Origin of the sequence: Anabaena sp. UHCC 0451 (genome assembly GCF_034931405.1) — a bacterium.
Taxonomy (GTDB): Bacteria; Cyanobacteriota; Cyanobacteriia; order Cyanobacteriales; family Nostocaceae; genus RDYJ01.
Window position 1 is genome coordinate 50,024 of record NZ_JAYGHA010000032.1, and the last position, 12,648, is coordinate 62,671.

Consider the following 12,648-nt stretch of genomic DNA (forward strand, 5'->3'; position numbering starts at 1 on the left):
ATGACTAATAAATCTTGAATTTTAAATTTTCTATGTTGCCAGTATTACTCAATTTGACTCTCGCTCAAGCAACTCCAGCTACACCACCACCGGAAGAAATTGTCCAACCACAAGAGGTGCGGGCTTTACCAGGTAGGTTGGATAGTGTGCCAGTATTTAATAGCAATAGCCCAGAATTGGTATTAAAGGAAGGAATTTTACTTTCTACTTTTCCAGAAAATGGTAAAAAAGTACCAACTGCACATTTAAATTTTCCCTTTCGGGGACGGTTTGATATTTTTTCCCATCATGTTGCTAAAGCAGAACCACCAGAAAATTTACGTTCTCTTTACCACGGCATCATTTTACATAACCCTGGCAATAAACCTGTAACAGTCAATATATTGCAAGGGGCTAGTTATTTAAGTCAACCGGATGCACCTTTTATTCAATTAGATGCTTTTATTCCCAATGACTCAGGTACGGTGTTTGCTGGTCCTGGTAGTCGGGTGATGTCTGATGTATTGAGAGGAAGACGACAAAATATTTTCCCGGCTCAAATTGTCATTCCTCCAGGGAAAAGTCAGATGTTATTAAATTTACCAATTCCCGTGCAAGGATTAACTCCACCACTGAATGGTCGATCTACTTATATGCGACTGTTTAGTAATGGGACTGTTTATGCTGCTAGTTTAGCGATGTTTGCACAGACCAACACTGATGGTAGTGAACGTGCGCCAAATTTAACAGAGTGGCAAAATTTATTAAAGAATGGTGAGTTATCGACACCGAGAGATAAAACCCCGACTCCTATAGAGAAAACTGGTAAACCTGCAATTTATGGAAGGGTTGCGGGTGTGTCCCGTGGGTCACAATGGCGATCGCTTTTAGTAGATAATCCTAAAAGTAGGTATTTAACTATTCCTGAACCGGGTAAAGCTTTTTCCTATGCTTTAAGTACGCTGCATGGTGGTACTTTTGGTACTGGTCAAATTCAAACAGCACCGATGTTAGTCCGTTATCCTGATACAGCTTATTTTGCACATGGTAATTATGGTGTTCAATATAGTCTCAGATTGCCTTTATCTAACAATACTCAAACTTCGCAAACTGTCAGTGTATCATTGCAAACTCCAATCAAAGAAGACCAGTTAACAAAGTCTGGTTTAAGGTTTTTTACAACTCCTGCGCGTCAAGTTTTCTTTAGGGGAACTGTGCGGGTACGTTATCGGAATGAACAGGGTAAACCGGCGACTAAATTTGTGCATTTGGTACAAAAAAGAGGTGAACCTGGTCAACCTTTGGTGTCTTTAAATATGAAACCGGGAGATTCTTCTTTGGTGGAATTTGATTTTCTTTATCCTCCTGATGCTTCTCCTCCACAGGTTTTGACGGTTGCGACGCAGAAGTAATTTAGTTGATAGTTGATAGTTGATAGTCCTCGTTCCCAGTCTGGAGACTGGGAATGCAGTTTTAGAGTCTCTGACTCTACCATAAACATTTTTTGTCTGAATCAGGATGTCCAGGATTTAAGGATTTACAGGATTATAGTATTTTCTTTGGTGTTTAGTGCGATCGCTTTGCTGTTTCAAGAGTTTTCACTTCAAAAATAGCAACAACTGTACAAATTGAATGGGAAGATATGAGAGTGTAACATTCAGAGAATTTATATAACTAAACGCAGATGAACGCAGATGAACGCGGATTTTTAATTTTTAATTTCTCTCCCATCCTGTAAATCCTTAAATCCTGGATATCCTGATTCTGACAAACTGCAAATATGTTACAATATCAATAAACCTCATCAACAAAATAACCATGAATAACTTAACCTTAGAAAACGTCTTCAAACAAGTAGATACTTTAACCAGAGAAGAAAAAATACAATTAATCAATTATTTAACTAGACAAATAGAAAATCAGCCACACAAAGCTAAATCTAAAAACCTAATAGAAGTATTACAAAATTCTCCTTTAGTTGGAGTAGATTTAGATTTAGAACGTGACCAAGATTTTGATAACCGCACCATAGAGTTATGAAATATATTTTAGATATTTCCAACTTGACGCTTAAAAATTTTTATTCAATAATTTTATGAAAGGTAGTGAGTTTATTAGGAAAGTTAAAAAATTAGCCAAGGAGCGTAATATTATAGCTTATGTTGATCAAAAACGTGGTAAAGGAAGTCATGTAACATTATACTTTGGTGATAAATTTACCATAGTTCGTAACCCCAAAGATGAGCTAAAAACAGGAACTTTCAAAGCAATGTTAAATCAACTAGGAATAGAAGAAGATGAAATTTAATAGGGGTATAATTATGAATAGATTTGTATATCCAGCATTATTAACTGAAGACGAAGATGGTGGTTTTGTCGTTACATTCCCAGATTTACCAGAAGCAATTACTCAAGGAGATACAATAGAAAAAGCATTAAATGAAGCTGCTGATTGTTTAGAAGAAGCGATCGCTTTACGCATTGATGATAAATTAGATATTCCCCAACCATCATTATCTAACAACAGAGAGTATTTAGTACCTGTTCCTATCCAAACAGCACTGAAAGCAGCATTATATTTAGCAATGCGGGAACACAAAATGACTCAAGTACAACTTGCTTCTATTCTCAATATTGGTGAACAAGAAGTAAAAAATATGCTTGATCCTCACTACGATATCAAACTATCTATTATCGAAAAAACTTTAACAGTATTAGGAAAAAGAATAGAGTTACAAATTACAGCATTATAGATTATTTGTGATTTTTTGATAATTCCTAAAATTTGATGAGTGGGAAAAGAGCGATCGCCCAGATTATTCTACAATTAGCTTAACCCCATCCTCACAAATTAATATCCTGAAAATCCTTAAATCCTGGATATCCTGATATGGCTTGCGCCAAGCTACGCTATCAGACGAAATATAAAACCCTGAAAATCCTGATACTGACAAATAAATGATGAAATTATGTATATAGTTTTAAGAATGAAATAATTATCATATTTAGCTAAATGGAACTGTATTTAATTCGTCATGGCATTGCCGAAGAACATCAGCCAGACTTAAAAGATGAAGCGCGACAACTCACCACAGAAGGAAGACAAAAAACCGAGAAAGTAGCCCAAAGATTAGTAAAACTAGATTTTCATTTTGATTTAATCCTTACCAGTCCCCTGGTCCGCGCCCAACAAACAGCAGAAATACTCATTGCAGCCGGACTTAGTTCACAGTTAGAAACCTCAGATCATCTTACCTTTGACGGCGATATTCATAATTGGCTAAAAGACTGGTTTGAACCGAGAAATTATCCTCAAAAAACCCAACTCGCATTAGTGGGACATGAACCCTGTTTAAGCAGTTGGGCAGAAATTCTCCTATGGGGAGAGGCAAAAGAACGACTTCTCCTTAAAAAAGCAGGTATGATTGGAATAAAACTACCAGATGATGGTTCTCCTTTGGGTCGTAGTCAAATGTTCTGGTTGACACCACCCAAGTACCTGCTATAACAGTTTTTCGAGCTTTCGCATAAATTAGTTGTTAAATCGGCAACTGTTATGGTGAAAATGTTCTCTGGTAAGTTAGCGTGTTCAGATATTTCACAAAGCAGATGGTGTAGCCATGACGGTGTGCGAATACAAGCCTGGTTTAGAAGGCATTCCCGCAGCCCAGTCGAGTATTAGTCATGTAGACGGGCAAAAGGGAATACTAGAATATCGTGGCATCCAGATCGAAGAATTAGCAGAAAAAAGTACATTTCTAGAAACTGCTTATCTCTTAATTTGGGGAGAATTGCCTAGTAATGAAGAATTGGCAGCGTTTGAGCATGAAATTCGCTACCACAGACGGATCAAATATCGCATTCGGGACATGATGAAGTGTTTTCCCGAAAGTGGTCATCCAATGGATGCGCTGCAAGCTTCTGCTGCTGCTCTAGGATTATTTTATTCACGCCGTGACTTACATAATCCTGTCTATATTCGGGATGCAGTAGTACGCTTAATGGCAACAATTCCCACGATGGTAGCAGCATTCCAGTTGATGCGGCAGGGTAATGATCCTGTAAAGCCCAGGGATGATTTAGACTACGCTGCTAACTTCTTGTATATGCTCAACGAGAAAGAACCCGACCCGTTAGCAGCGAAAATTTTTGACATCTGCTTAATTCTGCACGTTGAGCATACAATGAATGCTTCTACCTTCAGTGCTAGGGTGACAGCTTCTACGTTGACAGATCCCTATGCGGTAGTTGCCAGTGCTGTAGGCACTTTAGGCGGTCCATTGCATGGTGGTGCTAACGAAGAAGTAATTCAGATGTTAGAAGAAATTGGCACGGTGGATAACGTCCGTCCCTACCTAGAAGATCGTCTGCAAAAAAAGGCGAAAATTATGGGGTTTGGACATCGTGTATACAAAGTCAAAGATCCACGAGCTACAATCTTACAACGCTTGGCAGAGCAGTTGTTTGAGAAGTTTGGCTACGACAAGTATTATGAAATTGCCCAAGAAGTAGAAAGGGTAATGGCTGAAAAAGTTGGCAGCAAAGGGATTTATCCCAATGTTGACTTTTACTCCGGTTTGGTGTATAGGAAAATGGGAATTCCTACAGACTTATTTACACCTGTTTTTGCGATCGCCCGTGTAGCTGGTTGGTTAGCACACTGGAAAGAACAACTCGCAGAAAACCGAATTTTCCGTCCTACCCAAATTTACAACGGTCGTCACGAAGTTGCTTACACTCCCATAGACCAACGTTCACAGGGTTGAGAACAGGTGACAGGTGACAAATAACCAATTTTAGGTTTGAAATGTGGGATTTATGCCTTCAAGTAGACAGATTGATAACTGTCATCTGTCAGCTTGATTAGGCTGGAATCAATAATCTCAAATGGATAATCTTGAATTGCCATTGTCATCACAACCCTTTGTGCTAGAACATCAGACAATTTGTCTAAAGTAGAAACCCGTGACCAAAAAGGAAGCGGCTAATTTGTCTTGTCTGAAGAAATAGGTGACAGGGAATAGGGAATAGGAAATAGGGAATAAGGAATATTTTCCCCAATCCCCAATCCCCAATCCCCAATCCCCAATCCCCAGTCCCCAATCCCCAATCACTAATCCCCAATCCTAACCATAAGTAGAAGTTGTCATCTTGGTGCAGGAGGCTAAAACCATCCAAGGATATACTAAACTCATGGATTGGCAACAAATCTACAATCAGGCATCATCTCAACAGAGATTCTCAAACAGTGAAATTACAGATATTAAATAAACTAATAGTTGTAATTCACGATGACTCGACGACTTACAGAGTAGCAAACATGAATGCAGGAATTGACCTCCAAGGAACTTTTATTGAATCCGTCAAGGATTTAGGAATACCCGCAGGGACAGCCAAAGCGATTTGGATGCCATTGCCAATGATCCTGATGCTAATTGGGGCAACAGTAGGAGTGCTGGTTGCTACCTGGCTAGAACGGAAAATTTCCGCTGCCGCACAGCAACGAATTGGTCCTGAATACCAAGGACCTTTTGGTTTGTTAGTACCTGTCGCCGATGGTCTCAAACTAATCTTTAAAGAAGATATAGTTCCAGCTAAAGCAGACCCCTGGCTGTTTACCCTCGGACCAGTCATAGTCGTAATTCCGGTATTTTTATCATTTTTGATTGTTCCCTTTGGGGAGAATATCGTTATTACTAACGTCGGTATGGGTGTATTTTTGTGGATTGCATTATCTAGCATTCAGCCAATAGGCTTATTGATGGCTGGTTACGCATCTAATAATAAATATTCCCTTTTAGGGGGATTGCGGGCAGCAGCACAATCAATTAGTTATGAAATACCTTTGGCGCTGAGTGTATTAGCGATCGCTATGATATCTAATAGCCTCAGCACCGTTGATATCGTTAACCAACAATCTCACTTTGGCATCCTGGGTTGGAATATTTGGAGACAACCACTGGGTTTCATCATCTTTTGGATTGCTGCTTTAGCAGAATGCGAACGTCTACCCTTTGACTTACCCGAAGCGGAAGAAGAACTAGTAGCAGGGTATCAAACCGAATACTCCGGGATGAAATTCGGTTTATTTTACTTAGGTTCTTACATTAACCTGATTCTTTCTTCCTTGCTCGTAGCAATTTTATACTTAGGTGGTTGGCATTTTCCCATCCCCGTCAGCCTGATAGGTGAGTGGCTGGGAGTGAGTGACACCAACCCAATACTTCAAGTAGTGACAGCCGCTTTAGGTATAACCATGACCGTACTTAAAGCCTATTTTCTAGTATTTCTTGCCATCCTCATCCGTTGGACATTGCCACGAGTACGGATTGACCAACTGTTAGATTTAGGATGGAAATTCTTACTACCCGTTGGCTTGGTTAATCTTTTATTAACCGCAGCCCTGAAATTAGCTTTTCCCGTTGCCTTCGGTGGTTAATGGGGACTGGGGACTGGGGACTGGGAACTGGGGACTGGGTAATATTTTTCCCAATCACTAATCACCAATCACTAATCACCAATCACTAATCACCAATCACTAATCACCTGTTACCTATCGCCTGAAAGAAAAGAGTAGAGACACAAAATGCTCAAGTTCCTCAAACAAGTTGGTGATTACGCCAAAGAAGCAGTACAATCAGCGCGTTACATTGGACAGGGGTTGTCTGTCACCTTTGATCACATGCAGCGCCGTCCCATCACAGTACAATACCCTTACGAGAAATTAATTCCTGGTGAACGGTTTCGCGGTAGGATTCACTACGAATTTGACAAGTGTATTGCTTGTGAAGTTTGTGTACGTGTGTGTCCCATCAACCTACCTGTAGTTGATTGGGAAATGGACAAAGCGACTAAAAAGAAAAAACTCAAACACTACAGCATTGATTTTGGAGTTTGTATCTTCTGCGGTAACTGCGTGGAATACTGTCCAACTAACTGTTTATCCATGACAGAAGAATACGAACTGGCTGCCTATGACCGTCATGAATTGAACTATGACAGCGTAGCATTAGGACGACTGCCTTATAAAGTAACAGACGATCCCATGGTCACACCACTGCGGGAATTGGTTTACCTACCCAAAGGTGTGATGGAACCCCACGGAGTCCCCGCAGATGCTCCCCGTGCTGGTTCTCGTCCCGAAGACCTAGTAGAAAGTGGTAATGGGTAAGCAAATTTTAGATTTTAGATTTTAGATTTTAGATTGGAAGTAACTAAATGCAATCCAAAATCCAAAATCCAAAATCCAAAATTGAATTACCAATCACCAATTAGCAATTATCAAACATCAAAAGGATCGAAAAAAGTGAATCTAGCGGAAGGAGTACAGATTGTTTCATTTGGCATTTTGGGTGTAATGATGATTGGGGCAGCACTCGGTGTAGTGCTGTTTTCTAACATCGTCTATTCTGCCTTTTTGCTAGGTGGTGTATTCATCAGCATGGCCGGACTATACCTGTTGCTAAATGGTGATTTTGTAGCATCAGCACAAATTCTGATTTATGTGGGTGCGATTAACGTTTTGATTCTGTTTGCCATTATGTTGGTAAACAAACGTCAGGATTTTTCACCTTTACCTAGTGCTGGGGTAAGAAAAATAATTACAGGTGTGGTGAGCATAGGACTATTTGGCCTGTTAAGTACGATGGTACTGGCAACACCTTGGGCTTATTCCTCCGCACCTGTAGCTGGTCAAAATTCTATAGTTTTAATTGGTGAACATTTCTTCACCGACTTTTTGCTGCCCTTTGAATTAGCTTCTGTTTTGTTGTTGATGGCCATGGTAGGCGCAATTATTTTGGCACGTCGTGAGTATTTGCCAGACGAATTAACCCCTTCCGATCTGCAACAAACAATCTTAACCCTGCCAGAAAGACCCAGAGAATTAGTATCAACTGGTAACGGTACTGAAGAATAGGTACTGGAGACTGGGTACTGGGTAATCAATTTTATTTTTCCCAATCACCTTTTCCCCAATCACCAATCACTAATCACCAATCACCAATCATGCAACTTCAATACTTTTTATTATTAGCAGCAGCTTTGTTTTGCATTGGCATCTATGGCTTAATTACTAGCCGTAACGCGGTGCGAGTGCTAATGTCAATCGAGTTATTGCTCAATGCTGTTAATCTGAATTTAATGGCATTTTCCAACTTCCTTGACTCAACATTAATTAAGGGTCAGGTTTTCACTGTTTTTGTGATTACCGTGGCAGCTGCTGAAGCGGCGGTAGGTTTAGCGATTGTGCTGGCCATTTATCGCAACCGTGATACCGTCGATATGGAGCAGTTCAATCTCCTGAAGTGGTAATAGTGCGTGCAACTCAAGCAGGTAATCATTGCTTATAAAGCGCGGGACTCCCAGAGTAAACGCTGGGCTGAACTCTGCGCTAAACAACTAGAAGACCGTCAGTGCCAAGTGTTAGTCGGACCTAGCGGACCAAAAGACAATCCCTATCCAGTATTTTTGGCATCCGCAAGCCAACCAATTGATTTAGCTTTGGTGCTTGGTGGTGATGGTACGGTTTTAACCGGTGCTAGACATTTAGCTCCAGCTGGCATCCCCATTTTAGGGGTAAATGTGGGAGGTCATTTGGGGTTTTTAACTGAGTCAATGGATGAGTTTCAACAGCCAGAACAAGTTTGGGACCGGCTATTTGAAGATCGTTATGCTCTCCAGCGACGGATGATGTTGCAAGCGGCTGTATATGAGGGTCATCGGACTAATTTAGAACCTGTAACTGAACATTATCTGGCTTTAAATGAGTTTTGTGTCAAACCCGCTTCTGCTGACCGCATGATTACCTCTATCCTGGAAATGGAAATCGACGGTGAGGTAGTTGATCAATATGTGGGAGATGGGTTGATTATTTCTACCCCTACAGGTTCTACTGGTTACACGGTTTCGGCTAATGGTCCAATCATGCACGATGGCATGGAGGCTATTACTATCACTCCCATTTGTCCAATGAGTCTTTCTAGTCGTCCCTTGGTTTTACCTCCTGGTTCGGTGGTTAGTGTTTGGCCTTTGGGGGATTACGATTTAAGTACAAAATTGTGGATGGATGGGGTGTTATCTACTTCGATTTGGCCTGGACACCGTGTTGATGTGCGGATGGCTGATTGTCGGGCTAAATTTATTGTTCTGCGGGCAAATAATTCATATTATCAAACTCTGCGAGAAAAGTTACTTTGGGCTGGTACAAGGGTTCGCTACGCCAATAATCACCGCAATTAGAGTTTTTGTAGAAGTTGGTATAACCAGATCCCCGACTTCTAAAAGAAGTCGGGGATCTTAAATTAAATTGTGAATTGTGAATTAGATAAATTTGTATCTTATTACCAGATTTTATAAATAAAATTTCTTATAATTAGTCTTTAAATCCTAGTAGAATTTTTCACAATTTAAAGTAGGAAAACAGATGTAAATGTATTACAATCGCATCAATTCCCCATTAGCTCTTGCTGAGTTTCCGGTCTTGGAAAGTGAAAAGTACATCCTGCGACTTGCGACAACTGAGGAAGAGTTAGAATCTATTTTTCGCTTACGTTTTCAAGTTTTTAATTTAGAACTGGGTTTGGGATTTTCTAGTTCTAATTTTGCCGGAATGGATCACGATAAATTTGATAATGTTTGCCATCATTTGCTCCTCATTGCCAAACATACAGGTGAAACAATTGGTACATATCGAATGCAAACCTATACAATGGCTGCTAAAGGTTTAGGTTTTGATTCTGCTGACATTTTTAATCTCTCTAAAATTCCTGATTTTGTACTTCAGTCATCTGTAGAAATTGGTCGTGCTTGTATAGCTAAGGAATATCGCAATAGTTATACACTTTTATTACTTTGGCAAGGGTTAGCTAATTATCTGATTTCTACTGGTAATCAATATTTTTTTGGTTGTGCATCTTTGTTAACACAATGTCCTCAGCAAGCTGTTTGTGCTTATAATTATTTTCTGTATAATCATTGGCTACATCCGAATATTTTAGTGACTCCTAATGTTGAATATTCTATAGAAATTAATCAAAATTGCCCAGATATATATGATGTGGAAATTCCCAAGATTTTACAAGCTTATTTGAGTATTGGTGCTAAAATTTGTAGTCTTCCGGCTATTGATAGACATTTTCAAACTATTGATTTTTTAATTATATCTAATATTGGTGAATGGGGATTGGGGAGTGGAGATTGGGTGGAGTTTCATTATTAGATTATTAGATTATAATTATTTGCCAGCCAATCCTTTAAACCTTGACCAGTAATTGAAGTAAACATACGGGACTGGTGCGACTTGAACGCAGTGGAAAGCATGAAAGTATTGATATAGCGTGGTTTTGGGGTTACTCACAAATAATCTACAAAAACAGGTGAGTAAACCATGAGTAAAGATAATTTGATTGGTGGTAATGGCAATTATGGTAATTACGATGATCTGCTCAAGACTTTACAGAATGTATCAAAGGAATTACCAAAGGGTATCAGCTTTAAAAAACAAGGTACACATCTATATCTACAGTTCATACATCCTGGTGTGAACAAGCGATTACCCAAACCTTGTGGTGTTCAGCTAACTTTTGACGGGATCTATGAAGCAAAGCGTAAGGCATTCAAGATAAAACACGCTTTAGACACTATTCAGAGTGCTACTGAATTTTGGGATTGGTATAACAAGGAGATACTAGATAAGAACGAAATTAAAAACGATATCACCACATATAAGGAGATATTCGAGAAGTTAAGCAGCAAATACTGGAATAACAGGAATAAGAACACAGGTAGAAAGCGGTCTAGAGATATACCTAATGATGTAAATTCGTTTAACCGTCACTACACTATTGTTTTTAATAAATTCCCTAGTTGGGATAAACAACCTAAATGGGAAGATATCAAGCAGGTTCTATTTTCGTTTGAACAAGGAACAAACAGCTTTAAAGATGCCTATACGATTTTGAAGCAAGTATGTAATCTATGCCCTAACAATGAAACGCTACTAGAGCAGTTAGCAGATATAGACGCTACACAACACGAGTTTAGGGATAAACAGTCAATAAGCCTAGATCAATTCCTTGAATGGCATGATAGAGCGTTATCAGAATGTACAGACACAAGATATCTATCCATCAGAAGGTCATGGTTATGGGTAGCCAGTATGTGTGTTGTTTACGGGTTAAGACCGTCTGAGATAGCAGCAGTATTAAACCTATATCAATCCTACAAAAAAGATAATGTAGTAATACTTGCGTTAAACGATCCTGATAACAAAGACCTGCTTCTGGTTCTAGATGAAAAAACATACTTCGGTACAACCATTAAAACTGGTAGCAGGATTTGTAGACCTATGACCACAGATAAAACATTGATTGATAGGTTGAATATCCAATCACCACATCTACCTGTATACACCCCTAGATCAGATAACCCAAAAACAATAACAGAAGGTTTTGCAGCATTATTTGGGAAGAATTTAAAACGCTGGAATTGTCCAGTTAGCCAAGCCTATGCTTTTAGGCATCTAGCTAATCAGTTAGGTGAAAAATCAGGAATACCGCAGGAAATTAGAGCTAGATCATTAGGGCATTCTGTAGCTGTAAATGACTCTACCTACAAAAAGCGTTCTAACTTACAGACATCAGTTGATTTATTGACTAATCACACCTATGAAACGCTCCCATTAGAAAGTGCAGTTTCTATAGCTAGTCAGATGTTAGATAAACTATCTGATAAAGTATTAATTCCTGTGGTTGCTAGGGATTTATTGAGTGCTATTTATGGTGTGTCAAAGGATAGGATTAAGGAGATGATGAGTAATTAATGAAGACGCAAAAAAAGCCCCTGTGACAAGCAGGGGTAAAAGGCAATCATGGGAAAGCTAAGACTCATAAAAATTCGATATAAAGATTCGATTTAAAAACCTCTAACGACGGCGATAGAGGTTAGCTGGATGGGTACTTTCTCAGCACAAAATCATCATATCACACTCTCATCACTTAGTGTTAATTAATATTAGTAATAAATTATTGAAAGTCAACCAATCTAAGGTTTTTGGTGTGGGTGTATGTTTGTTTTCCTATTACAATTTCTATTACAAATCCTATTACATTTTGTAATAGGAATCGTATTACATTTCAGAACATATACTAGCTCGACCTAAAAGGGAAAACCACCTCCAGAAAAGCTGGAAGTGGCTGTAAAAATCATGGTACTAATGAAAGCGTACAAGCGTATAAGTGTAGTTTAGATATTGTGTTTAGTTGGAATGAAGATATTCAGCCTACCAAGGTTAAAGTAGGTCGTTGCTGGTTGTTAAGTCTACCCCGCAAATCGTTAGCTAGTTGACGCAAATCATTCATGTATTGCGTATGCTTCAATTCATAAGCTTCTAGCAGCAATTCGCAACGGATAGAATCGTCACTAGAAGTAAGACTTTGTTCTCTTGCCATATCAAACAGGTGCTTGCTGTTATCTAGAAAATTGATAGCATCGACTATATCAGTCGCTATGTTGTATAACCCCTGTTGGGATATACATGAGTTCTTAGAGTCATCCAAACTGTTTTGGTTTATTATCATATTGCCTTACTTGCTTTGTTCAAGTGGGAAGTCCTGGTGTATAGATGTGAGTCAGACATTTATACATTGGGCATTTTTATTTTATCTATAT

14 protein-coding genes are annotated in these 12,648 nt (G+C 39.1%); 13 read left to right on the forward strand and 1 reads right to left on the reverse strand.

All coding sequences use genetic code 11. The annotated features are described in order from the left end of the window. The first annotated feature begins 32 nt into the window (after positions 1-32). From VB694_RS20405 to VB694_RS20465, 13 genes are all read left to right on the forward strand, one after another. On the forward strand, positions 33-1,391 hold the full coding sequence (locus VB694_RS20405) for a DUF3370 domain-containing protein (protein WP_323362164.1): 1,359 nt from the start codon (positions 33-35) through the stop codon (positions 1,389-1,391). A 406-nt stretch (positions 1,392-1,797) separates the two neighbouring features. Continuing rightward, positions 1,798-2,019, forward strand: coding sequence for a hypothetical protein (locus VB694_RS20410; protein WP_323362165.1), 222 nt, complete (start codon positions 1,798-1,800; stop codon positions 2,017-2,019). Between the two features lie 55 nt (positions 2,020-2,074). Continuing rightward, positions 2,075-2,287, forward strand: coding sequence for a type II toxin-antitoxin system HicA family toxin (locus VB694_RS20415; protein ID WP_323362166.1), 213 nt, complete (start codon positions 2,075-2,077; stop codon positions 2,285-2,287). 13 nt (positions 2,288-2,300) lie between these two features. Beyond that, positions 2,301-2,732, forward strand: coding sequence for a type II toxin-antitoxin system HicB family antitoxin (locus tag VB694_RS20420; RefSeq protein WP_323362167.1), 432 nt, complete (start codon positions 2,301-2,303; stop codon positions 2,730-2,732). A gap of 260 nt (positions 2,733-2,992) precedes the next feature. Beyond that, on the forward strand, positions 2,993-3,487 hold the full coding sequence (gene sixA, locus VB694_RS20425) for a phosphohistidine phosphatase SixA (protein ID WP_323362168.1): 495 nt from the start codon (positions 2,993-2,995) through the stop codon (positions 3,485-3,487). Between the two features lie 112 nt (positions 3,488-3,599). Beyond that, complete coding sequence (locus tag VB694_RS20430; RefSeq protein ID WP_323362169.1) at positions 3,600-4,745, forward strand: citrate synthase; 1,146 nt, start codon at positions 3,600-3,602, stop codon at positions 4,743-4,745. Positions 4,746-5,299: 554 nt separating this feature from the next. After that, positions 5,300-6,418: an NADH-quinone oxidoreductase subunit NuoH gene (gene nuoH, locus VB694_RS20435; protein ID WP_323362170.1), complete on the forward strand. Its 1,119-nt coding sequence runs from the start codon at positions 5,300-5,302 to the stop codon at positions 6,416-6,418. A 147-nt stretch (positions 6,419-6,565) separates the two neighbouring features. Then, positions 6,566-7,150, forward strand: coding sequence for an NAD(P)H-quinone oxidoreductase subunit I (gene ndhI, locus VB694_RS20440; protein WP_323362171.1), 585 nt, complete (start codon positions 6,566-6,568; stop codon positions 7,148-7,150). A 135-nt stretch (positions 7,151-7,285) separates the two neighbouring features. After that, complete coding sequence (locus VB694_RS20445; protein ID WP_323362172.1) at positions 7,286-7,897, forward strand: NADH-quinone oxidoreductase subunit J; 612 nt, start codon at positions 7,286-7,288, stop codon at positions 7,895-7,897. Between the two features lie 89 nt (positions 7,898-7,986). Next, the gene (gene nuoK / locus VB694_RS20450; protein WP_006199065.1) at positions 7,987-8,292 is read left to right on the forward strand and encodes an NADH-quinone oxidoreductase subunit NuoK; all 306 of its coding nucleotides are present in this window, start codon (positions 7,987-7,989) and stop codon (positions 8,290-8,292) included. 6 nt (positions 8,293-8,298) lie between these two features. After that, positions 8,299-9,219: an NAD(+) kinase gene (locus tag VB694_RS20455; protein WP_323362173.1), complete on the forward strand. Its 921-nt coding sequence runs from the start codon at positions 8,299-8,301 to the stop codon at positions 9,217-9,219. Positions 9,220-9,409: 190 nt separating this feature from the next. Further along, entirely contained in the window at positions 9,410-10,198 is a 789-nt protein-coding gene (locus VB694_RS20460; protein ID WP_323362174.1) for a GNAT family N-acetyltransferase, read from the forward strand. Positions 10,199-10,366: 168 nt separating this feature from the next. After that, a complete protein-coding gene (locus VB694_RS20465; RefSeq protein WP_323362175.1) occupies positions 10,367-11,800 on the forward strand; it encodes a hypothetical protein in 1,434 nt (477 codons plus the stop codon). A gap of 454 nt (positions 11,801-12,254) precedes the next feature. Here the strand turns inward: VB694_RS20465 and VB694_RS20470 are convergent, their stop codons facing one another. After that, a complete protein-coding gene (locus VB694_RS20470; protein WP_323362176.1) occupies positions 12,255-12,557 on the reverse strand; it encodes a hypothetical protein in 303 nt (100 codons plus the stop codon). Positions 12,558-12,648 lie beyond the last annotated feature (91 nt).